This is a genomic window from Streptomyces sp. NPDC027189, assembly GCF_055566975.1.
Map to the genome: position 1 here is coordinate 399,772 of NZ_JBVHRI010000004.1, position 22,595 is coordinate 422,366.

The 22,595-nt window shown below is 73.1% G+C and carries 16 protein-coding genes; 15 read left to right on the forward strand and 1 reads right to left on the reverse strand.

What is annotated here, in order from left to right:
* Positions 1-49 precede the first annotated feature (49 nt).
* From ACZ4RZ_RS12740 to ACZ4RZ_RS12785, 10 genes are all read left to right on the forward strand, one after another.
* Entirely contained in the window at positions 50-523 is a 474-nt protein-coding gene (locus tag ACZ4RZ_RS12740) for a DUF3995 domain-containing protein (RefSeq protein WP_467744030.1), read from the forward strand.
* Positions 504-1,013, forward strand: coding sequence for an RNA polymerase sigma factor (locus tag ACZ4RZ_RS12745; RefSeq protein WP_467744031.1), 510 nt, complete (start codon positions 504-506; stop codon positions 1,011-1,013). The genes ACZ4RZ_RS12740 and ACZ4RZ_RS12745 overlap by 20 nt, the downstream gene beginning before the upstream one ends.
* Positions 1,010-1,477, forward strand: a complete 468-nt coding sequence (locus ACZ4RZ_RS12750) for a hypothetical protein (protein WP_467744033.1) — start codon at positions 1,010-1,012, stop codon at positions 1,475-1,477. Before ACZ4RZ_RS12745 ends, ACZ4RZ_RS12750 begins: the two co-directional genes overlap by 4 nt.
* 245 nt (positions 1,478-1,722) lie before the next feature.
* On the forward strand, positions 1,723-3,180 hold the full coding sequence (locus tag ACZ4RZ_RS12755; protein ID WP_467744034.1) for a hypothetical protein: 1,458 nt from the start codon (positions 1,723-1,725) through the stop codon (positions 3,178-3,180).
* 14 nt (positions 3,181-3,194) lie between these two features.
* The gene (locus ACZ4RZ_RS12760) at positions 3,195-4,211 is read left to right on the forward strand and encodes a glutamate ABC transporter substrate-binding protein (RefSeq protein ID WP_467744036.1); all 1,017 of its coding nucleotides are present in this window, start codon (positions 3,195-3,197) and stop codon (positions 4,209-4,211) included.
* 78 nt (positions 4,212-4,289) lie between these two features.
* Positions 4,290-5,621, forward strand: a complete 1,332-nt coding sequence (locus tag ACZ4RZ_RS12765; RefSeq protein ID WP_467744038.1) for a hypothetical protein — start codon at positions 4,290-4,292, stop codon at positions 5,619-5,621.
* The gene (locus ACZ4RZ_RS12770; RefSeq protein ID WP_467744039.1) at positions 5,618-8,167 is read left to right on the forward strand and encodes a serine/threonine-protein kinase; all 2,550 of its coding nucleotides are present in this window, start codon (positions 5,618-5,620) and stop codon (positions 8,165-8,167) included. Before ACZ4RZ_RS12765 ends, ACZ4RZ_RS12770 begins: the two co-directional genes overlap by 4 nt.
* Entirely contained in the window at positions 8,168-9,631 is a 1,464-nt protein-coding gene (locus ACZ4RZ_RS12775) for a PP2C family serine/threonine-protein phosphatase (RefSeq protein ID WP_467744041.1), read from the forward strand.
* 102 nt (positions 9,632-9,733) lie between these two features.
* Positions 9,734-11,080, forward strand: coding sequence for a vWA domain-containing protein (locus ACZ4RZ_RS12780; protein WP_467744043.1), 1,347 nt, complete (start codon positions 9,734-9,736; stop codon positions 11,078-11,080).
* Positions 11,081-11,153: 73 nt separating this feature from the next.
* Positions 11,154-12,479, forward strand: a complete 1,326-nt coding sequence (locus ACZ4RZ_RS12785) for an FHA domain-containing protein (RefSeq protein ID WP_467744045.1) — start codon at positions 11,154-11,156, stop codon at positions 12,477-12,479.
* 31 nt (positions 12,480-12,510) lie between these two features.
* Here ACZ4RZ_RS12785 and ACZ4RZ_RS12790 read toward each other — a convergent pair whose 3' ends face one another.
* Complete coding sequence (locus ACZ4RZ_RS12790) at positions 12,511-13,494, reverse strand: methyltransferase domain-containing protein (RefSeq protein ID WP_467744047.1); 984 nt, start codon at positions 13,492-13,494, stop codon at positions 12,511-12,513.
* Between the two features lie 147 nt (positions 13,495-13,641).
* On the opposite strand from ACZ4RZ_RS12790, the gene ACZ4RZ_RS12795 reads away from it, so the two are divergent.
* From ACZ4RZ_RS12795 to ACZ4RZ_RS12815, 5 genes are all read left to right on the forward strand, one after another.
* The gene (locus ACZ4RZ_RS12795) at positions 13,642-14,055 is read left to right on the forward strand and encodes a globin (protein WP_467744049.1); all 414 of its coding nucleotides are present in this window, start codon (positions 13,642-13,644) and stop codon (positions 14,053-14,055) included.
* Positions 14,056-14,318: 263 nt separating this feature from the next.
* Positions 14,319-17,597, forward strand: coding sequence for an ABC transporter permease (locus ACZ4RZ_RS12800; RefSeq protein WP_467744050.1), 3,279 nt, complete (start codon positions 14,319-14,321; stop codon positions 17,595-17,597).
* 13 nt (positions 17,598-17,610) lie between these two features.
* The gene (locus ACZ4RZ_RS12805) at positions 17,611-20,352 is read left to right on the forward strand and encodes an FtsX-like permease family protein (protein ID WP_467744052.1); all 2,742 of its coding nucleotides are present in this window, start codon (positions 17,611-17,613) and stop codon (positions 20,350-20,352) included.
* A 205-nt stretch (positions 20,353-20,557) separates the two neighbouring features.
* Positions 20,558-21,613: an ABC transporter ATP-binding protein gene (locus ACZ4RZ_RS12810; RefSeq protein WP_467744054.1), complete on the forward strand. Its 1,056-nt coding sequence runs from the start codon at positions 20,558-20,560 to the stop codon at positions 21,611-21,613.
* Positions 21,614-21,835: 222 nt separating this feature from the next.
* Positions 21,836-22,537, forward strand: coding sequence for a FadR/GntR family transcriptional regulator (locus tag ACZ4RZ_RS12815; RefSeq protein WP_467744056.1), 702 nt, complete (start codon positions 21,836-21,838; stop codon positions 22,535-22,537).
* The last annotated feature ends 58 nt before the right edge of the window (positions 22,538-22,595 follow it).

Genomic DNA, 22,595 nt, shown 5'->3' on the forward strand with positions numbered 1-22,595 from the left:
GCCCGGAGGCCTCCTCTGGTGGGTGTCGATTCCCATCCCAGGAGGCCTCATGTCCGACCGCACGGCCACACGAGCCGCCGCACTCCTCGCCTCGGTACTCACCGTGGACGCTCTGTTCCACCTCTACTGGGCGACCGGTTCCACCTGGCCCGCCGCCGACGAGAAGAGCCTGTCGTACGCGGTCCTGGGCACCGAGGCCCCGTTCACCCCACCCGTCGTCCTGCCGCTCGCCGCGCTCCTGCTGACGGCGAGCGGCATCGTCGTCGCCCAGTCCCGGCGCCCGCACCGGCTGCTCCGCCTCGGCACCCTCGCGGTGGCGGCCGGGCTGTCCCTACGGGCACTGGCGGGCGTCTACTGGCTCTTCGCGCAGGACACCGGGACCACCTTCTACTGGCTCAACCTCGGCCTTTACACCCCGTTGTGCGCGGTGCTGTCCGCGGCCGCGCTCAGGGTCGCCCGCCAACAGGGCACCGCTGCCCGGGAGAACACCGCCCGTTGGGAAGATGCCGTACGTGTCCGATGAGGAAACGGTCCGCCGGGTGCGCGCCGCCCAGCGCGGCGACACCCTGGCCATGGCCGAACTGCTGGACGAACTGGCCCCCTACGTAGGCCGTATCTGCGGCCCCATCGCCTTGGACCACGGGCCCGACGCCGCACAGGAGGCGCTGGTCGCGGTGTTCCGCTCGCTGCGCTCCCTCAAGGACCCGGCCGCGTTGCGCGGCTGGGTCCGAGCCATCGCGGTGCGCGAGGCGGTCCGGCTGGCCCGGCGCGCCGCCCGCGCGGTGCCCGCCGATCTGAGCACCCTGCCCTCGCGCGGCGACCCCGAACTCGCCGCCGACATCAGGGACGTACTGGACCGGCTGTCCCCCGAGCACCGGGCCGTTCTCGTCCTGCGCGACGTGGAGGGCCTGGACGAGCGGGCCGCGGCCGAGTTGCTCGGCCTCCGCGTCGGCACCGTCAAGTCCCGGCTGCACCGGGCACGTGACACCTTCCGGAAGGCGTGGACCTCATGACCGGACGCGACACGACCAGCCACTGGCCCGTCGCCGGCCTCGACCCGGTGCGGCGCCTGCACGTGCTCGCCGCCGGCATCCGCGGCGCCCATGTCACCGAGGGCGTCGTGGCCGCCCCGTACGAGCGCGTATGGGCCCTGCTGGGCGACCTGGAGGGCGAGTTCGGGCGCGTCACGCCCGACATGCGGGGGCTGCGGGTCCTGCGGCGGGACGGTGCCCGCGTCGAGGCGCTGGCCCGCAGCAAGTACGGGATGCGGGCCCTGCTGCGCGGGGAGCAGCGGCCGGGCTGGTGCTGGCTGCAGAGCCGGTTCCTGTTGGTCGGCGTCGCCGCGGCGCCGGACGGCGACGGCACCCGGGTGGCGTTCACCGGAGGCGTGCGGGTGCCGGGACACGCCGCGCTGGTGCCGCTGGGGGTACGGCGCGAAGGGGAGCGCAGTCTGCGACGGCTGACCGGCCTGCTGTGAACGCGGCGGCGTCGGGCGGGAACCGAACAGATCCGAACGGCGTATTCATGGGAAGGGGGGTGGTGCGGGAGCCTTGCCCTGCGCCGGAATTCGACAAGTGCGCTGCGATCGGAACAAGATCGAGTCAAGGCCTGTGCGGATGTCAGTCCCGGCGGCGATACTTGCGGCCGTACGCCTCTGTCCGCTGTCCGTGCTTCCCGCGCACGGGACGGAGGTGAGCTACGGATGACCATGGGGGAGGTCAAGTGACATACCCGCCGAAGGGCAGTGCGGCGCCACCGGCACCGGCCGGCGCGCCGACGATGCCGGCCGTGCCGCCGCAGGCCGGCTCCGCGGCACCGCGGGGCGGGCCGGAGACGCCGGGCACGGCACCCGCGCGCCGTACGGCATGGGCGGAGGGCGTCGACAGCCTGCGCGCCGCGGCGACGACGGAGCCGGGCCGGCTGCGTATCATCGGCGCGGTCCTCGCCCTCCTGGTCGTCGCGTTCGGTGCTGTCACCGCCTGGCAGATGACGGAGCGTTCGGCCGCCGCGGACGACGTGCTGCACAGCAGCCAGCCGCTGAGCGCGAGCGCCGCCGACATCTACCGCTCGCTCGCCGACGCCAACACGGCGGCCTCCAGCGGCTTCCTCGCCGGCGGCCAGGAGACGAAGGCCTCCCGCGACCGGTACGAGCTGGACATCAAGACCGCCGCCGCGAAGCTGATCACCGCCGCCAACAGCTCGGAGCCGGGCTCCCCCTCGGCGGACACGATCTCCAAGCTGAACAAGCTGCTGCCCGAGTACAAGGGACTCATCGAGCGCGCCCGCGCCAACAACCGGCAGGGCTACCCGCTCGGCGGCGCCTATCTGCGGTACGCGAACGAGAAGATGCAGAAGCAGATGCTCCCGGCGGCCGAGGACCTCTACCAGCGGGAGAACCAGCGGCTGAGCTCCGACTACGCCGACGCGAAGCCCTACCCGTGGGCCGCCATCGGCCTCGGCGTGCTCGCGCTCGGCGGCCTGGTCTGGGCCCAGCGCCGCAACTACCGGCGGACCAACCGGGTGTTGAACCAGGGCATGGTCGCCGCCACCGCCGCCTCCACGGTGGTGCTGCTGTGGCTCGTCGTCGGGCACAGCGTCGCGCGCGCCGGACTCGACGAGTCGTACGACCACGGCGTTCGCTCACTGAACGTGCTGCACGACGCCCGCATCGCTTCCCTGAACGCGCGGGGCAACGAGAACCTGACCCTGGTCAGCCGCGGCGCCGAGACCAAGACGCTGGCCGACGGCACGACGACGGTGGACGCCTTCGACTACGACTTCCAGCAGGACATGAAGACGCTCACCAAGGGCCTGGCCCTGGCGGCGGACCTCGCCGACGACAAGGCGGGCGAGGAGCCCGTGCAGGCCGCCACCGGCAACATGAAGGTCTGGAAGTCCCGCCACAAGGAGGCCCGCGCGGCCGACGACGAGGGCGACTACCAGGGCGCTCTGAACAAGGTGATCGGATCCAAGAGCGACAAGCCGACGCGCGAGTGCTTCGACGGCGTCGACACGAACCTGGCGCTCGCCCTGATGCACGAGGAGAACGAGTTCAAGCAGGCGGCGGGCGGCGGCCGGGACGCGATGACCGGCCTCCCGGTCGGCGCGGCGGTCCTCGCGGTGCTCGCCGCGGCGGGCGCGCTGCTCGGCATCGGGCGCAGGCTTTCGGAGTACCGGTGAGAGGGGGAGCGGCGATGACGGCACGACGCCTGAGGGCGAGCCTGAAGGGCTGGGGCGGCGTGGGCGCGATGGCCGTCGCCTGTGCCCTCGCCGTGGTCTTCGCGCTACTGCTGCCGCTGAGCAACACGCGCGGGGACGGCAGCACGGGCATCGGCAGCCAGGGGGTGGCCGAGGGCACCCAGGTGAAGGACGACACCTGCACCGATCCGCAGGACCAGAGCCTCTCTCCGTCCAGCGACGAGAGCGGCACGACGATCACGACCATCAAGAGGCGCGGCTACCTCTCGGTCGGCGTCGACCAGAACAGCTTCCGCTGGGGCTACCGCGATCCGAACAGCACGAAGAAGAGCAGCGACCTGGAAGGCTTCGACATCGATCTCGCGCACGAGATCGCGAAGGAGATCCTCGGCGACCCGAACGCCGTCCGGTTCCACGCCATCCCCACCATCCAGCGCATCCCGGCGATCAAGAGCGGCCAGGTCGACATGGTGGTCCGCACCATGACGATCAACTGCGCGCGCCTCAAGGACGTCGCCTTCTCCGCGCCCTACTTCCTGACCGGCCAGCAGGTCCTGGCCCCGAAGACCTCGGACGTCACGGGGTACGACAAGTCGCTGGCGAAGAAGAAGATCTGCTCGGCGGCGGGCTCCACCGCCTACGACAAGCTGAAGGCGGACAAGGACGCCGGCAAGCTCGTCTCCTCCGCCGACATATCGACCACCGTCCCCAACCAGCTCGACTGCCTGGTGCGGCTGCAGCTCGGCGAGGTGGACGCCGTGGTGACCGACGGCGCGCTCGCCGCGAGCCAGGCCGCGCAGGACCCGACGGTGGAGCTCAAGGGCGACCGCTTCACGACCGAGTACTACGGCGTGGCAATGAAGAAGGACGCCGACGATCTGGTACGCCGGGTCAACCAGGTCCTCGTGGACTACCGCAAGGGCGGCTGGCGCACGTCGTACGACAAGTGGCTTTCCCCGACCCTGGGCGCGGACTCCGAGTCGGCGAACCCGCCCGCGGCGAAGTACAAGTAACCGACCTGATACGACTGGAGAGTTACCCGGGCGCACCGGACAGGCGCACAGGGAACAACGGAGAGCGAGAGGTGATCGATGGGCGTCACGGGACCCCCCGGGCCGGTGATGGACCGGGACGAGGTGGACCGTGCGCTGGCGCGGCTCGGCGCGGAGCACGAGGCCATCGAGACCTCGCTCCTCGCCCTGCAGGACCACGCGGGCCGCAGACTCCTGGAAGGCGCCGAGCTCACGGGCACGACCAAGGAGCGCTGGACGTCCGCGGAGGCGTCGATCACTCTGCTGTGGGCCTACTTCGACGCGTACACGGACGCGCTGCGCTCCGCCCGCGACATCCGCTCCCGCAGACGCTGGTCCAGCCGTGACGACCTGGTCGAGCTGACCGAACTGCTGCGCGGCGAGAGCGTCACGGTCGCGGGCAGCGCCACCGCCACCGCGAACGCGCCGACACTGGCCGGCAGCAGCAAGCTCAGCGAGCAGTTCTCGCTGGCCGCGCTGGTGGAGCGGATGAACCAGCTGTACGCGTCGTCGCTGGACATGGTCGTCGCCGCGGACGCCGTGTGGTCCGCCCTGCCCGCCCGGATCGATTTACTGGCCGCGGAGCTCCAGCGCACCCGCCAGCTCGCGCACTCCGTGGGCGTACGCCCCGGCGAGCACCCGGCGGGCGACGACCTGGAGCGGATCACCCGAACGCTCACCACGCTGCGCGAGCGTGTCGTCTCCGATCCACTGGCCTTCTGGGTGCCCGCGCAAGGGAGTTCGGCTCCCGGCGGCGGACGCCCGGACACGACGACGTACGACCGCGAGGCGCGCGCCCTGGAGGACGTGCGCCGGGAGATCGACGCGGTGCTCACCGTCCGGCAGGACGCCGAGGCGCGGCTCGTGAAGCTGCGGGACGTCCTCAGCCGCGCCGACCGCACGCTCGCCGAGGCGCGCAGCGCTCGCGGTGAGGTGCTCGCGAAGATCGCCGCGTCGGAGGTCCCGGCCGTGAGCGGTCCGCCGACCGCGCTGCAGGAGCAGCTGGCGACGGCCGCCGAGTACCGCAGACACGCACAGTGGCACCGCCTCTCCCCGCTTCTGGAGTCGCTGGAGGAGAAGGCGGAGGACGAACTCCTGCGCGCCCGCGAGTCGTTGACGGCGGTCACCGCGCCGCTGGCGGTCCGCGCGGAGCTGCGCGGCCGCCTCGACGCGTACAAGGCGAAGGTCGCCCGGCACGGCCTGGCGGAGGACCCGTTCCTCGTCGAGCGTTACGACGCGGCGCGGCGCATGCTGTGGAGCGCGCCCTGTGATCTGCGCGTCGCCGAGGAGGCCGTGCTGCGCTACCAGCGGGCGGCCGCAGACCTGTTGAGCCCGCGGGTGCCCGAGCAGGGCGGGCCCCATGACCGAGTGGACCGGAGGGGGGAATCGTGAGTCAGCAGGCTGTGGGTGGGCAGCAGAAGTGCCAGCGGCCCGGTTGCTCAGGAGCGTACGAGGACGTGGGCGGCGGCGAGCTGTACTGCGACACGTGCGGCCTGGCCCCGGTGGTCTCGTCGAACGGCATGGTGGGCTCGCCCCCGACCGGGATCACGGCGGGCGGCAAGGGCTCACAGGGCTCCCGTGGTTCCAACAGCAGCAGTTCACGGGCGAGCTCTCGTAGTTCGTCACGCTCCTCGCAGTCGCGGCGCTCGGTCTCCGGGCGTCTGTCGCGCTCGCTGTCGGGCAGCTCGACGGGCCGCTCGGTGTCGGTCCGCAGCTCCGGTTCGACCGCGGGATCCTCCGGACGCGGCAGGCTCGGTGTCGGTCTGGTCGAGGTCCCGGACGTACCGCGGCCCGACCCGCGCGAGATGGTCCAGGAGAACCCGGAGGTCCCCGAGCGGAAGCGATTCTGCTCGCGCTCCGACTGCGGGGCTCCGGTGGGTCGTTCGCGCGGCGAGCGGGCCGGGCGCACCGAGGGGTTCTGCACCAAGTGCGGCCACCCGTACTCGTTCGTGCCGAAGCTGCACGCGGGCGACATCGTGCACGGCCAGTACGAGGTCGTGGGCTGTCTCGCGCACGGCGGGCTCGGCTGGGTCTACCTCGCCGTCGACCGCGCGGTCTCCGACCGCTGGGTGGTCCTCAAGGGCCTCCTCGACACCGGCGACCAGGACGCGATGGCGGCGGCGATCTCCGAGCGGCGCTTCCTCGCCGAGATCGAGCACGCCAACATCGTGCGGATCTACAACTTCGTCGAGCACCTCGACCAGCGGACGGGTTCGCTGGACGGGTACATCGTCATGGAGTACGTCGGCGGAAAGTCGCTGAAGGAGATCGCCAACGGCCGCCGCACGGCGGACGGCAAGCGGGACCCGCTGCCCGTGGAGCAGGCCTGCGCGTACGGCATCGAGGCCCTGGAGGCCCTCGGCCATCTGCACAGCCGCAACCTGCTGTACTGCGACTTCAAGGTCGACAACGCGATCCAGACCGAGGACCAGCTCAAGCTGATCGACATGGGCGCGGTGCGCCGGATGGACGACGACGAGTCGGCCATCTACGGCACCGTGGGCTACCAGGCGCCCGAGGTGGCGGAGGTCGGCCCGTCGGTCGCCTCCGACCTGTACACGGTCGCCCGCACACTCGCCGTCCTCACCTTCGACTTCCAGGGCTACACGAACGTCTTCGTGGACTCCCTGCCCGACCCGGACAACATCGAGGTCTTCCGCCAGTACGAGTCCTTCTACCGGCTGCTGGTCCGCGCCACCGACCCCGACCCGGCCCGCCGCTTCGCCTCCGCGCAGGAGATGTCCGAGCAGCTGACCGGTGTGCTCAGGGAGGTCGTGTCCCTTCAGACGGGGCGGGCGCGCCCGGCGCTGTCCACCTTGTTCGGGCCCGAGGTCAGGGTCACGGACACGGAGTTGTTCGGGAAGCTGGACGGCGATGTGTCGCGGCTGGGGGCTCGGGTGGTCCCCCTGCGCGGAAAGAAGGGCGCGCCCCAGCTGCCGGCCGGCACGAACGGCACGCCCGTCCTTCCCCCGGCGGCCGCTGCGAGCACGCTGGTCAAGGCCGTATCGGCCGCCGCCACCGCGCTCGCGCTGCCCATCCCCCGGGTGGACCCGGGCGACCCCAACGCGGGCTTCCTCGCGGGGCTCATGGCGTCCGCGCCCGGTGAGCTGATCACGGCGCTGCACGCGGCGCCCACCGGCTCGCTGGAGCTGCGCCTGCGCGAGCTGCGGGCCCGGCTGGAGATGGGGGAGCTGAACAGCGCGGCCAGGGCGATCGAGGCCCTGGAGGCGGACCACCCCGACGACTGGCGAGTGGTCTGGTACCGGGGCGTCGCGGCGCTGGCCACCGGGGAGTACGAGATCGCGGCGCTGTCCTTCGACGCGATCTACGACGCCTTCCCCGGCGAGCCCGCACCCAAGCTGGCCCTCGGCCTGTGCGCGGAGGTGCTCGGGCAGCTGGACAACGCCGCCGAGTACTACCGCCTGGTGTGGACGACCGACCCCAGCTATGTGAGCTCGGCGTTCGGCCTGGCCCGGGTGCAGCTCGCCTCGGGCGACCGCCGTGGCGCCGTACGCACGCTGGAATCCGTACCGGAGTCGTCGATCCACTACACGGCGGCGCGGGTCGCGGCCGTACGGGCGCGGCTGCGGCAGCGGATGGCCGAGGAGGCGGCGGCCGCGCCGTTCCTGGACGATCTGACAGCGGCGGCCGGACAGGTCGAGGCCCTTGACGGATACGGTCTCGACGCGGTGCGACGCGAGCAGTTGTCCACAGAAGTCCTTGGCTGCGCGCTGGACTGGGTACTCTCCGGTAGCCAGGGTTCCGCTCCGGCCGCCGGAGGCGGACGTGCGCTGCTCGGCAGCGAGCTGGACGAGCGTGGCCTCCGCTTCGGACTCGAGCGTTCGTACCGGACGCTGGCCCGGCTCGCGCAGGGTGGCGAGGAGAGGATCGACCTGGTGGAACGTGCAAACCGTTACCGCCCCCGGACGTGGGTGTGATTGATGTCCCAGATGCCCCAGCCGACGGCCCTTTCGCGGTGCCCCAGTTGCGAGGAGCCACTGGAGGCGGGTGACCGTTTCTGCGGTGCGTGCGGGTACGACCTGTCGGCGGTGCCCGCACCGCCGGCGGACAACCCCACGATCACCATGAACGGCACCTCATCAGGCCCCCCTTCGAGCGTCTCGTCCGTGGACTGGCCCCTGGCGCCGGAGGTGGACAGCTCCGACACGCCGGCGCCGGTGCACCGGGCCATGGACATCCGGGGCACGGACTCGGGCGGCTCCGAGCTCCCGCACGCCACGGGTGGACTCACCCAGCCTGCGGGTGGGCTCCCGCACGCCACGGGTGAACTCCCACATTCCGCGGGTGAACTCCCACATGTCGTCGCCGCGCACGCCGCCGGTCCGCCCGAGCCTCCCTCGGGCGTACGGTTCGACCGGCCCTCGGAGCCCGACGATTACCCGCTGGCTCCCCCGGCCGCCGGAGCCCCGGCCCCCGAGGCTCCCGCCGACCCCCGCACCGCCGACCTCGGGACACCGGCCGCCGGCACCAAGATGTGCGTCGCCTGCCGCGCGGGCAGCGTCGACAGCGACGGCTACTGCGAGAACTGCGGACACGCGCAGCCGCGCGAACGTGACCACATGGAGGAGGAGTTGGGCGCGGTGGCCGCGGTCAGCGATCGTGGCCTGCGCCACCACCGCAACGAGGACGCGTTCGCGATCTCGTCGACCGCGCTGCCCGACGGCCAGCCCGCGGTGGTCGCGATCGTCTGCGACGGCGTCTCCTCGGCGACCCGCCCGGACGAGGCCTCGCTCGCCGCCTCCCGCGCCGCGAACGAGGCACTGCTGGAGGCCCTGCCGCTCGGCACGCATCCGCAGCAGGCGATGCACGACGCGATCGTCGCGGCCGCGGAGGCCGTCAACTCGCTGGCCGACGCCTCCACCTCGCAGGGCGAGCACGCGCCTCATGTGAACGCGCCCGCCTGCACCCTCGTCGGCGCCGTCGTCACTCCCACCCTGCTGATCGTCGGCTGGGTGGGCGACAGCCGTGCCTACTGGGTGCCCGTCGACCGCGGTTCGCTGCCCGCCCGGCTCACCGAGGACGACTCGTGGGCGGCGCAGATGGTCGCCGCGGGCCTGATGAACGAGGCGGAGGCGTACGCGGACGAGCGCGCCCACGCCATCACGGGCTGGCTCGGCGCGGACGCGTACGAACTGGAGCCGCACACCGCTTCCTTCAAGCCGGACCGGCCAGGTGTAGTGGTGGTGTGCACCGACGGGCTGTGGAACTACGCGGAGGCGGCCGAGGACATGGCCGAGGTCGTACCCCTCGACGCCGCAGAGAGGCCTCTTCACAGCGCCCAGGTCCTTGTCGGCCACGCCCTGGACGGCGGGGGCCACGACAACGTAACAGTGGCCGTCCTGCCGTTCCCTGCCCCGTCGCAGGGGGCAGGATCGGCCTGAGGCCGCGAACGAACGGGGACGGCCCGGGACCGGAGGGGACCGGTCCCCATACAGTCATCACCTCCGTCAACTACCGGAGGCCTTGAGGGGGACAGAGAAGGCATGGCCAATTTCTCGAAGTCGAACGTGCCGCAGTTCTCGGTCGACGTGTACCAGAACGAGTACCTGCCCGAGGGCGGCCGCGAGGTCAACGCGATCGTCACGGTGAGCTCGACCGGCGGCGGCACCATCGGAAGCGCGGTCGGGGCGCCGCACCTGTACACGGCGGGCCAGGGCCCCGACGCGGCCGTGGCGATCATGGTCGACTGTTCGGGCTCGATGGACTATCCGCCGACCAAGATGCGCAACGCGCGCGACGCCACGGCCGCCGCCATCGACACCCTGCGCGACGGTGTGCACTTCGCGGTGATCGGCGGCACGCACATCGCCAAGGAGGTCTACCCGGGCGGAGGTCGGCTCGCGGTCGCCGACGCGGCCAGCCGCGACCAGGCCAAGCAGGCCCTGCGCAAACTGAGCGCCGGTGGCGGTACGGCGATCGGCACCTGGCTGCGCCTCGCCGACCGGCTGCTGTCCTCGGCGGACGTCTCCATCCGGCACGGCATCCTGCTCACCGACGGCCGCAATGAACACGAGTCACCGCAGGACCTCAAGGCCGCCCTCGACTCCTGTGCCGGGCGGTTCACGTGTGACGCGCGTGGAGTGGGCACCGACTGGGAGGTCAAGGAGGTCACCGGGGTCGCCTCGGCGCTGCTCGGCACCGCCGACATCGTGGCCGACCCGGCCGCCCTGTCCGCCGACTTCACGCAGATGATGGAGACGGCCATGGGCAAGGAGGTCGCGGACGTCTCCCTCAGGCTGTGGACGCCGGTCGGCACGGCGATCAAGTTCGTCAAGCAAGTGGCCCCCACGGTCGAGGAGTTGACCGACCGTCGCACCGAGGCGGGCCCGCGCGCCGGCGACTACCCCACCGGCTCCTGGGGCGACGAGTCCCGCGACTACCACGTGTGCGTCGAGGTCCCCTCGGCCGAAGTCGGCCGGGAGATGCTGGCCGCCCGGGTCTCGCTGGTCATCCCGCAGGGTGACGGGACCGTGCAGAACCTCGGCGCGCAGGGTCTCGTGCGGGCGGTGTGGACCGACGACATGGTGGCCTCGACCTCGATCAATCCGCAGGTCGCGCACTACACGGGTCAGGCGGAACTGGCACAAGTCATCCAGCAGGGCCTGGATCTGCGCAAAGCGGGCGATGCCGACGGCGCAACGGCCAAGCTGGGACGTGCCGTTCAGCTCGCCAGCGCCTCCGGCAATGCCGATACTGCGAAACTCCTTGCGAAGGTGGTGGACGTGGTCGACGCCGCGGCAGGTACTGTGCGATTGAAGGCAAGGGTCGAAGAGGCCGACGAGATGACCCTCGAAACACGATCCACAAAGACTGTTCGTGTAAAGAAGTAGCGAGCCCGGTTCCCGCGGGGAGCCGGAGAAACCCGGTCATAACGACCGGAAAAGGAGAGGGGGAAGCGCCGACATGCCGACCTGCCCGAACGGACACCAGTCGGGTTCCGACGACTGGTGCGAGGTCTGCGGTCACCGCATGGCCGGTTCCGTGCCCCCGCCACCTCCCCCGCCGCCGCCCGCCGCCGGTTACGGCTATCCGCCGCCCGGCTCGCCGCCGCCCGGCCCCGGTGGCGGCCCCGGTGGGCGCCCGCACCTTTCCGCCGTGCCCGATCCCGAACCCGAGCTCTGCCCGCAGTGCCGTACGCCCCGCGAGGGCGCCGCGCCGTTCTGCGAGGAGTGCCGGTGGAACTTCCTGACCAACACCGCGACCTCGTACACCCCGGCCGCACCGCGTCCGCCGGCACCCGGGACGCACAGCGGTCCCGGTGGTCCCGGCGGCCCTGGTGGCCCGAACCCGGCGCTGCGGTTCCAGCAGCAGGCACCGGGACAGCCCACCGGTCCCGGAGCCGGGCCCGGCCACGACCCGTTCGAGTACCAGAGCTCGCGGCCCTCGCAGATGAACCGGCCCGCCGAGCCGATTCCGCCGGGTCCGCCCGCCCCGCCTTTCGGTAACGGCGGCCCCCCGGGCTTCGGGGGCGATCCCTCGGGCTTCGGCGGCGACCCGTCGGGCTTCGGCGGTAACCCGTCGCGCCCGGTTCCGCCGCCGCCCGGGCCGACGCCCGGAGGCCCCGGCGCCCCGCAGGCCTTCACCCAGCAGCCGGCCTCGCCGGCGTTCCCGCCGCAGGCACCAGCGCCCGGCGGCCCGTCCTACGGCGGCGGTGACGACGACTGGGTGATCTCCCCGCCGTCGGCCGGTACACCCGGCGGCGGCCCCGGTGGTCCGGGCGGCCCGAACGGTCCCGGCGGGGGCCAGGGCGGCGGTTACGGCTACCCGCAGTCCGGCTCGACGCAGGCCCCGCCCGGCCCCCGTCCCGCCTACCAGCAGCAGCCGCTGTCCTGGACCGCGACGATCGGTCCCGACCGCGAGTACTTCATGGCGATGATGCAGCGCTCCGGCCCCGAGGCCGCGGGCCTGAACCTGCCCGCGTACTCGCCGGAGCAGCAGCGCCCGCTCACCGGCAACCAGATCACGATCGGCCGCCGCCGCCACTCCACCGGCGACACCCCGGACATCGATCTGTCGGTGCCCCCGGAGGACCCGGGCGTCTCGCACCAGCACGCGGTCCTGGTCCAGCAGCCGGACGGCAGCTGGGCGGTCGTCGACCAGAACTCCACGAACGGGACCACGGTCAACGGCGGCGAGGAGCCCATCCAGCCCTTCGTACCGGTTCCGCTCCAGGACGGCGACCGGGTGCACGTCGGCGCCTGGACGACGATCACCATCCGGCGCGGCTGATCGCAGGGGTCACGGCAGCGGCTCGCAGGGGTTACGGCAGCGGCCAGGCGTACGGCCCTTCGGGGTCGTCCAGCCACGCCCAGGCGTGCTCGCCGCTGACCGTGATCCCGTACCGCTCGCGCACCGGCTGGTTTTCGCGCTCCCACAGCGTGTACGCCTCATAGGGGTCGAGGCGGCCCGCCGTGAGGGTCAGCAGGAACCGGAACAGCTCGTGGCCCCTGGCCCGGCGCGGCAGCGCGCCCAGGTGCTGCGGCTCCGGTTGCTCGGGCCGGATCCCGCCGCGCAGGGGAACGAAGTAGGCGGGCGTGTGCAGGAAGCGCCCCTCGGCATGCCCGGCGTCCCGGACGCTCAGCGCGATCAGGCCGGTCGCGAACGGCGCGAGGATACGGGCGCCCGGGGTGCACTGAGGAAGCCAGGCGTGCGGGATCGAGGTCAGCGTGCAGGTGGCGATGATCCGGTCGAAGGGGGCGCGCTCGGGGACGCCGCGGGCGCCGTCGCCGGTGACGACGGTCGGGTGGTACCCGGCGGTGTCCAGGTGCCGCCGCGCCGATTCGGTGATCTCCGCGTCGAGGTCGATCGTGGTCACCAGGTCGTCGCCCAGGCGGTGGGCGAGCAGGGCCGCGTTGTAGCCGGTGCCGGCGCCGATCTCCAGGACTGCGTCCCCGTCCCGTACCTCCAGCTCGGTGAGCATCTTCGCCATCAGCGACGGCTGGCTGCTGGAGGACACGAGTTCCCCGTCGCGCACCCGGGTGGCCAGCGGGGCGTCCGCGTAGGCGCCGCGGATCCAGCGCTCCCGGGCCCGTATGTCGGGGTCCTCGCCCCACACGCGCTCGAAGCCGCCCACGACGCCGACGTAGTAGTAGGGCACGAAGAGGTGGCGCGGGACCGCCTCGAACGCCTCCCGCCAGACCGGGTCGGCGTCCCAGGCCCCGCTCCTGTCGATCTCGCGCACGAGGGCCGCCCGCGCCAGGCCGGCGAGGTCGTCCAAGTCGTGGTCGAGAGCGTGCGCGCTCATACCTCCACTGTGCTGCCGGACGGGCCACGAGGCGAGCGCCGGACTCGGCCGATCCTGACTCGGCCGTTCGGGTGGGACCGCGTCGGAATCGACCCCCGACAGGGAGTGGTCCTAAGCCTTGAGTCCTCCGCCACCCCGTCTGAGACCATGGTTGATGTGAAAGAGATTCGGCGCGGCACGCTTCAGGAGCAGACCTTCTACGAGCAGGTCGGCGGCGAGGAGACCTTCCGGCGCCTCGTGCACCGTTTCTACGAGGGAGTCGCCGAGGACCCGCTGCTGAAGCCCATGTACCCCGAGGAGGACCTGGGCCCGGCCGAGGAGCGCTTCACGCTGTTCCTGATCCAGTACTGGGGCGGCCCGACGACGTACAGCGAGAACCGCGGCCACCCCCGGCTGCGGATGCGCCACGCCCCCTTCGCGGTCGACCAGGCCGCGCACGACGCCTGGCTCAAGCACATGCGCGTCGCCGTCGAGGAGCTCGGTCTCGCCGAGGAGCACGAGCACACGCTCTGGAACTACCTGACGTACGCGGCGGCTTCGATGGTGAACACGCCGGGCTGAACCCTCACCGCGGCCGCACACGGCCGTCGGCGTCCGTGGGTTCCGTCGCCGTCCGTGGGTTCCGTCGCCGTCCGTGGGTTCCGTCGGCTCCCGTCGCTCCCGGCTGTCCGCCTCTGATGGCTGACGGGCGCATTCCGGTCGCACGACGCCGAATTCCGGTCACAATCCGGTCAAGCCCGCGCTACAAGCGCTTACCCGCGACCCGCCCCCTCTGACAGCATCGCGCGAAGGTCCGGAGATCCGGGACGACGGCGGGGGGCCGGGTGACGGGGTTCGTATTACTGCGTGCGCGGGCGCATCGCCTGCTGCTGGCCGCCGCGCTGCTCAGCGTCCTGCTGACGACGGCGGTGCTCTCGACCCTCACGGCGTACTCCGGCGCGATCGGCGACGCATCCCTGCGGCACGCGCTCCAGGACCCCGGCAACGCCGTCGGCACCGCGCTGATCGTCCGGGCCGACGTGCCCGCCGAGCAGCGGGAGGCCGCCGACAGCGCCGTACGCAAGGGCGCCCGGCAGACCTTCGACGGGTTTCCGGTCACGCTCCGCACCCTCGTGCGATCGGGCCCGTACGCGCTGCCCCGCTCCCTGCAGGCACCTGTCGAACGGTCGGGCGACCCGGATCTCACCCACTTCGCCGCCCTCGACCGTACGCAGGTGCGGGTGACGGCGGGACGGCTGCCGGGCGCGTCCGGCGGCGGCCCGGTCATTGACGTGGCCCTGCCCGAGAGTGCCGCCGACCGTCTCGGGCTGAAGCCCGGCGCGCGCCTCACCCTCGTCGACCGGCTCGGCGGCCCTAAGGTCCGCGTCCGGCTCACCGGTCTGTACCGGCCCACCCGGCCCACCCGGCCCACCGCGCCCTACTGGCGGTTGGACGAGCTGGGCGGCCGCGGGATCAACAAGGTCGACTTCACGACGTACGGTCCGCTGCTCGCCGATCCCGCGGTCCTCGCCGGTGGCCGGGTGAGCGCCGGGGAGTCCGCGTGGCTGGCGTCCGCCGACTTCTCGACGCTGACGCCCGACCGGATCGGCGCCCTGCGGGACGCGGCCCGCGCCGGGCAGCGGGGGCTGCGCAAGGACGCGGCGCTGAGCGGGACGACGGCGGTGGCGACCTCGCTCCCCGAGGTGCTGGACAGTGTCCAGCGTTCGCTGCTCGTGTCGCGCTCGACGCTGCTGATCGTCGCGTTGCAGCTCGCGCTGCTCGCCGGGTACGCGCTGCTCCTGGTCGCCCGGCTGCTGAGTGCCGAACGGGCGGGCGAAACACGGGTGCTCCGGGCGCGCGGAGCTTCGCGCGCCCGGGTCGCGGGGCTCGCCGCGCTGGAGGCGCTACTGCTCGCCGTGCCCGCGGCGGTCTGCGCGCCGCTCCTCGCGGGGCCGTTGACCCGGCTGCTCGCCGGGCAGGGCGCGCTGGCGAGGATCGGGCTGCGCCTCGACACCTCGGACGGGCGCGGCGGGGTGTGGCTGGTCGCGGCGGGAGTGGCGCTGGGGTGCGCACTGGCGGTGACGGTTCCGGCGCTCACCTCCCGGGACGGTGCCGAGGGGCGGGCCCGCTCACTGCCCGCTCCGGTGCGCGCGGGCGCGGACGTCGGCCTGCTGGTGATCGCGGGTGTCGCGTACTGGCAGCTGGACCGGCAGACCTCCGGTGCCGTCAGCCACGCCGGCTCGGGCGCGCTCGGCATCGATCCGCTCCTGGTCTCGGCGCCCGCCCTCGCGCTGCTCGCCGGGACCGTGCTGACCCTGCGGCTGCTGCCGCCGGTGGCCCGGCTCGCCGAGCGCCGTGCCGCGAGCGGACGCGGGCTGCCCACCGCCCTCGCGGGCTGGCAGCTCAGCCGCCGCCCGATGCGCGGCGCCGGCCCGGTCCTGCTTCTCGTCCTCGCCGTCGCCATGGGGATGCTCGCGATCGGCCAGGGCGCCTCCTGGAACCGCTCGCAGGACGACCAGGCCGACTTCCAGGCCGGTACCTCTGTGCGCGTGCTCGCCGGAGACGACGGCGAGTTGGGCCAGGCCGGGACATACGCGGCACTCCCGCACGTCCGCGCGGCCGCGCCCGCCGTCCGTACGACCCTGCCCCTGTCCGGCAGCCGTACCGCGACGGTGCTGGCGCTGGACACCGCACACGCGGCGGACGGAGTGCTGCTGCGGAGCGACCTGGCCGACCGGCCGGTGCGGCCGCTGCTGGCGGGGCTCGGCCCGAAGGGGGCGACCGCGGGCACACCGCTCCCGAAGGGCACGACGCGGCTCGGCATGACGGTGCGGCTGGACAACAGTGGTGGCGGGGAGGGGACGAGCGCGGACGTGTCGGTCACCCTGGAAGACCACTACGGGACGCCGTACGCGATACGGCTCGGCGGGCTTCCCGCCGACGGACGGGCGCACGCGCTGGCGCTGGACCTGACGCCGGCCGCCGGCCCCTTGATGCTCACCGGACTGCAACTCGACATGACCCAGCCCACCGACACGGCACAGCAACTCCGATTCTCCATCCAGGAGTTGAACGCGGTCGGCGCCGACGGGAAGGAGCGACGGCTGTCGCTGCCCGCGGCCTGGAAAGCGGCGTCGCGGACCAACAGCACGACGGGGTCGCCCGACGCGTCCACCCGCCCGACGCCCCCACGGGTGGAGAAGTCTTCGGACAGCACCCTGTCCGTGCGCTACGGCACCGGCTACGTCCCGCACGATTTCGCCTGGCAGATCACGTCGTTGACGGTTCGTCTGCAAGTGGTCCAGCCCGAGGTGCCGGAGGTCACCGCGGTCGCGACCGACCGCTTCGTGAAGTCGGCGGGCGCCCGGACCGGGCAGCGGGTGGATGTGCCGCTCGGCGGCGAGACGGTGCCGGTGCGGATCATGGCGAGTGTACGGGCGCTGCCGACGACCGGGGACGAGTCGGGCACTGAGGGGGAGCCGGACGGCGGGGCGCTGCTCGTCGATCTCCGTTCCGTGAACCGGATGTTGGAGCACCGCTACGGGCAGAGCGTCGCGCCCACCGAGTGGTGGCTGCGGACCGCGCCCGGCGACGCGGCGCGTGTCGCGGCGGCCGTGCGGGAGCGGCCCGACATCGAGCCCTCGCAGGTCGTCGTGCGCGACGAGATCGCCGACCGGCTGCGCGACGACCCCTTCGGCGCGGGCCCCGAGGCCGCGTTCGCCGCGGCGGCCGTGGTGGCGGCGGCGCTGGCGGCGGTCGGTTTCGGGGTCAGCACGGCCGGGTCGCTGCGGGAGCGTGGCGCCGAGTTCGCGGTGCTGCGGGCGCTCGGCGCGCCACGCCGTCAGCTGGCCCGGCTGATCGCCGCCGAGCAGGGGGTTCTGGTGACCCTGGCGCTGGTGGTGGGCGTCGCCCTGGGCGCGGTGCTGACCCGGGCGGTCGTCCCGCTGATCGTGCTGACCTCCGACGCCACCCGGCCGATCCCCGGGGTGCTGGTCGAACTCCCCCTGGCACACGTCGCCGTGCTGCTGGCCGCCGTGGCCATCACACCGCTGGCCATCACGGCGTTCCTTGCGCTGCGCCGCCCGGACCCGGCGAGTTCGCTGCGCCGGCAGGGGGGTGAGTGACTTGGCCGGGACCATGACGACCGTGGTGGCCCCTTGGGTGCGTACGCGGCTGCGCGCCGCTCCCGGGGCGGCGCTCGCGCTGGCCCTGCTCGTCGCGCTGACCGCCTGTCTGGCCGCCGCGTTCCCGCGGGCCGTCGACCGGTACGAGGGCGCGGGCCTGCGCCGGGTCCTCGACGACGCCACGGCGCGGAAGACCGCCGTGCAGGTGTACGCCCCGCAGCCCGGCGTCGAACTCCCGCAGGAGCAAAGGGAGCAGGCCCTGCGCGGGGCCGCCCTCCGCACGGGGTACGCGAAGGTGCTGGACACCGTCGAACGCCCCCTGGTCGCCGACCCCGCCCAGTCCTCCTACGGGGTTCGCACCGCCAACCCCACCGCCGCACTGGACGGTTGGCTGCCCCAGCCCACCGGCCTCCCCGCCCGTATGTCGCTCACCGCGCAGAACGGCCTCGCCGACCATGCCCGGCTGCGCACGGGACGCCTGCCGCGCGTGACGGGCACGGTGACCGCGGCGACGGCCGAGGTGGAGGCCGCCGTCACTGCCGAGACCGCCAAGACCCTGCGGATCAAGGTGGGTTCCGTGATCCACCTTCCCGGCGTGGAACGCGGACCCTTGTCCGTCCGGGTCACCGGCATCGTCGACCCGCGCGAACCCGGCGGCGCGTACTGGACGACCATGCCCGTGCTGCGCAAGCCCTCCCTGATCCAACTACCCACCCAGGGCGGCGCGTCGGACAAGTACTGGCTCGGCGCGCTGCTGCTGCCGCCGGACGCGGCCCCCGCCATGCTCGGCACGCCCGGAAAACCGGAACGCTACTGGCAGTTGGCGCCCGACACCTCCGCGCTCGCCGCGCACGACGTGCCCCGCCTGACCTCCGCGATCGCCGCGCTGGAGACGGGCCCGGGCCTGGGACGGATACGGCAGCGGATCGATCCGCTCACGGACGCCACCACCGACCTGGACGACGTGGTGAAGTCCTTCACCCAACTGCGCTCGGGCATCGGCCCGTTGGTGGCGGTGGCCGCCTTCGGTACGGGCACGGTCGTCGCCGTCGTCCTGCTGATGGCGGGCGGCCTCGCCGTCGACCGCCGCCGCGCCGAACTGGCCCTGCTGCGCGCCCGCGGCGGTTCGCTGCGCGGCGTGTCGGGGCGGCTGCTGGCCGAGACGGCGGTGGTCGCGGTGCCCGCGGGCGCGCTGGGCCTCGGCGCCGCGCTGCTCGCCGTCCCGGAGGGCCGCCGCTCCCACGCGGTGGCGGCCGCCGTAGCGGTGACGCTCCTGGCCTGCGCCACCGTGCCGGTGCGGGCCGCGCTCGCCCACCGCGCCGTACGCGTCCACGGGGCCCGCGAGGACCTGACGTCGGTACGTCCCTCACGGCGCCGTACCGTCGCGGAACTGACTCTGCTGGTGCTGGCGTCAGCGGCGGTGGTGGCGCTGCGACGCCGGGGCGCCTCCGGTGATCAACTGGTCGCCCTGGCGCCGGTGCTGGTGGGCGTCATCGCCGCGCTGGTCCTGGTACGGCTCTACCCCCTGGCGCTGCGCCGCCTGGCCCGGCCGGCCGGGCGGCTGCGCGGCGCGGTCACCCACCTCTCACTGGCCCGCGCCGGCCGCACCTCCACCTCCACGGTCCTGCCCCTCCTGGCCCTCCTCACCGCCCTCACCACCGCCGCTTTCGGCGGCTCGGTCCTCGCCGGCGTCCACGCCGCCCGCGACCACGCCGCCCTCCTCACCACCGGCGCGGACGCGCGCGTCGAGGCGACCCACGCCCTGCCGTCCACCCTGCCCGAACAGCTTCGCCGCACCCCCGGCGTACGCGAGGTCACGCCGCTGAGCATCGCCTACCGGGCCCAGGCGGGAGAGGGCTCGGGGACGGAGCAGGAGACGGTGCCGGTGGTGGGGGTGGAGCCGGGGGCGTACGGGAGCCTGGCTCGGGAGGTGGGTCTTGGGGGGTTCTCGGGAACGGAGTTGCGGTCTCCTGGCTCCTCCGGCAGCGCCGGCGAGGCACCGCTGCCCGCCCTGGCCTCCCCCGCCGTGGCCGACCGCTACGGCACGCGGCCGTTCCAGGTGCGGCTGGAGGACGGCAGTCACGTCACCGTACGGATCACCGTCGTGCGGGAGCGGACCCCGGCCGTCTTCGACATGGACTTCCTGATCGTGGACCGCGCGGGTCTCGGCGCCCGGGCCGGCCGCCCGACCGCGCTGCTCATGACCGGCGACCACCTCGACGGGGGCGCGCTGCGCAAGGCCGCGGGCGCCGGAGTGGACGTACGGCTGCGAGCGGAGGAGGAGGCGCGGTACATCGACTCGCCGTTGCAGTCCGGTGCCGAGCGGATCTACACGGCGGCGGTCGCGGCAGGCGCCGGGTACGCGGTACTGGCCCTGCTGCTGTCCCTCGTGCGCGCCGCTCCCGAGCGCGCCGCGCTTCTCGCCCGCCTGCGCACCATGGGTCTCACCCGCGCCCAGGGGCGCCGCCTCCTCGTCCTGGAAGCCCTGCCGCAGGCTCTCCTCGCGGCGGCGGGCGGCGCGCTCACCGGCTGGGCGACCATCCGCCTGCTCTCCCCCGGCATCGACCTGACGACCATCGCGCTCGCCGCCCACAGCTCCCCGTCGGAAGACGCCCAACTCCGCACGGACCCGGCCTCCTTGCTCCTCCCGTCCCTGACCGTCCTCGCCCTCGCGACGGGCATCGCGGCGGCACAGGCGTGGTGGACGGGGAGACAGGGTTCGGTACGAGAGCTGCGAGCGGGGGACGGCCGATGACGCCCGGCACCACGGCTGTCGCGGCCGCGGGTGTGGCTGTGGCCGTGGGCAGGCGTACCGCCGCCGGCGGCACCCGTCCCAAGCAGGGCGGCACCCCGCCGTCGCCGGGCCTGGCAGTCCCCCCGCCGTCGCCGGGCCGGGCAGTCACCCCCACCCAGGCCCCACCGCCGGGCACCCCCTCGACAAGCATCCGCAGGAGCCGCCCATGACCACCACCGACCCCACCTTCGCCGACCTCGCCGAGCGCGCCGCCGCCCACCGGGACCGTCCCGCCTACGGCCACGACGCCCTGATCACCTGTGACCGCCTGGTCCGGATCTTCTCCGCCGACGGTGTGGAGGTCCAGGCGCTCCAGGGCCTCGATCTCCTGGTCCGCGAGGGCGAGTTGATGGCCCTGGTGGGCGCGTCGGGCAGCGGCAAGTCGACGCTGATGAACATCCTGGCCGGCCTGGACACGCCCACCGCGGGGGCGGCGAAGGTCGCCGGCCGCGATCTGCTCACGATGGGCGCGAAGGACCGCCTGCGCTACCGCCGGGAGGTCGTCGGCTTCGTCTGGCAGCAGACGTCCCGCAACCTCCTCCCCTACCTGACGGCGGCCCAGAACGTCGCCCTACCGATGCAGCTCTCGGGCTCGGGCTCCGGCTCGGGCTCCGGCTCGGGCTCCGGCTCGGGCTCGGGCTCCGGCTCCGGCTCCGGCTCCGGCTCCGGCTCCGGCTCCGGCAAAGGCCGCCGCACTCGCCGCCGCGCGCAGTCCGAACGCGCCCTGGAACTCCTGGAGTTGCTGGAGGTCGCCGACTGCCGCAACCGTCGCCCGCACCAGATGTCCGGCGGCCAGCAACAGCGCGTCGCCATCGCCATCGCCCTCGCCAACGCCCCCGCGGTCCTCCTCGCCGACGAACCCACCGGCGAACTCGACTCGCACACCGCCGAGCAGATCTTCGCCGCGTTCCGCACCGCGAACGAACACCTCGGCACCACCATCGTGATCGTCACCCACGACCAGGCAGTGGCCGGCGAGGTCCGCCGCACGGTCGCCATCCGCGACGGCCGCACCTCCACGGAGGTCCTGCGCCGCACCGAGGTCGACGCGGCCACCGGTCAGGAAGCGGTGGTGGCCCGCGAGTACGCGATGCTCGACCGCGCGGGCCGCCTCCAGCTCCCCGCCGAGTACACCGAGGCCCTGGGCATGCGGGACCGCGTGGCCCTGGAACTGGAGACGGACCACATCGGCGTATGGCCCGACGACAGCGAGCACGAGTGATCCACTGCCGTAACCGAACAGCAATCGCACAGGGGTATTGACGCACCCCGGCCCCAGTGTCATGGTTACCCGCATCGAGACATCAGATGTCTGACGTCAGATCTCCAGATCAACAGGGATCGCACTCGCCCGGGGGTCACCCTCACCCGGCAATGATCCCTGATCCCTGATGACAGACTTCTGAATCGCCACTGCCCGTACCCGCCCGCCGGAGGCCCAACGATGTCGCTCTCCGAAGATCTCGCCGAGCGCCTGCTCAGCGCGGTCATCGACGGCACCTACCCGCCGGACGCCGCCCTCCCTCCGGAGGCCGAGCTCGCCGAGCAGTCGTCGGTGAGCCGTCTGACCGTCCGCGAGGCGGTGAAGCAGCTGCGCGCGCAGAACGTCGTACGGGTCGTGCGCGGCCGCGGCACATACGTGAACCCGCCGGACCGCTGGACCGCGCTGGAGCCCGTGGTCCGCGCCGCGTCCCGCTCCTCCCACACCTCGCTCTCCGAGCGGCTCATCGAGGCCCGCCGCCTCATCGAGAACGGCGCGACCGAGCTCGCCGCGGTCCGGCGCAGCGACACCGACCTCGCCGAGCTGCGCGAGCACCTCGCCACGATGCGAGACGCCGCCGACGCGGGCGACACGGAACAGTTCGTGCAGGCCGACATCGACTTCCACGACACGGTGATGCGGGCGACCGGCAACCTCTTCGTCCCGCTCCTCTTCGAGCCCTTCGGCCCCCTCCTCACCGAGGGCCGCCGCGAGACCTCCGCGATTCCGCAGATCCGCGTCAACGCCATCGCCCACCACGAGGCGGTCCTCGCCGCCCTGGAGTCCGGCGACCCGGACAAGGCCCGCGAGGCGATGAACGCGCACATGAACCAGACGGCAACCGACTACCGCACACGCGTACTGAAGACGACAGACCCGTCGTAGCAGTCGTAGCCGTCCTGTCGTAACTGTGGGCAATCGTGACTGTGGGCAATCGTGCCGC

Excerpts from the sequence above, each read along its gene's own strand:
- ACZ4RZ_RS12805 (WP_467744052.1), top strand. The coding sequence starts at position 17,611 with ATGACGACCGTGGTGGCCCCTTGGGTGCGTACGCGGCTGCGCGCCGCT.
- ACZ4RZ_RS12790 (WP_467744047.1), bottom strand. The coding sequence starts at position 13,494 with ATGAGCGCGCACGCTCTCGACCACGACTTGGACGACCTCGCCGGCCTG.
- ACZ4RZ_RS12795 (WP_467744049.1), top strand. The coding sequence starts at position 13,642 with ATGGTTGATGTGAAAGAGATTCGGCGCGGCACGCTTCAGGAGCAGACC.
- ACZ4RZ_RS12810 (WP_467744054.1), top strand. The coding sequence starts at position 20,558 with ATGACCACCACCGACCCCACCTTCGCCGACCTCGCCGAGCGCGCCGCC.
- ACZ4RZ_RS12780 (WP_467744043.1), top strand. The coding sequence starts at position 9,734 with ATGGCCAATTTCTCGAAGTCGAACGTGCCGCAGTTCTCGGTCGACGTG.
- ACZ4RZ_RS12745 (WP_467744031.1), top strand. The coding sequence starts at position 504 with ATGCCGTACGTGTCCGATGAGGAAACGGTCCGCCGGGTGCGCGCCGCC.
- ACZ4RZ_RS12740 (WP_467744030.1), top strand. The coding sequence starts at position 50 with ATGTCCGACCGCACGGCCACACGAGCCGCCGCACTCCTCGCCTCGGTA.
- ACZ4RZ_RS12760 (WP_467744036.1), top strand. The coding sequence starts at position 3,195 with ATGACGGCACGACGCCTGAGGGCGAGCCTGAAGGGCTGGGGCGGCGTG.
- ACZ4RZ_RS12815 (WP_467744056.1), top strand. The coding sequence starts at position 21,836 with ATGTCGCTCTCCGAAGATCTCGCCGAGCGCCTGCTCAGCGCGGTCATC.
- ACZ4RZ_RS12765 (WP_467744038.1), top strand. The coding sequence starts at position 4,290 with ATGGGCGTCACGGGACCCCCCGGGCCGGTGATGGACCGGGACGAGGTG.
- ACZ4RZ_RS12785 (WP_467744045.1), top strand. The coding sequence starts at position 11,154 with ATGCCGACCTGCCCGAACGGACACCAGTCGGGTTCCGACGACTGGTGC.
- ACZ4RZ_RS12750 (WP_467744033.1), top strand. The coding sequence starts at position 1,010 with ATGACCGGACGCGACACGACCAGCCACTGGCCCGTCGCCGGCCTCGAC.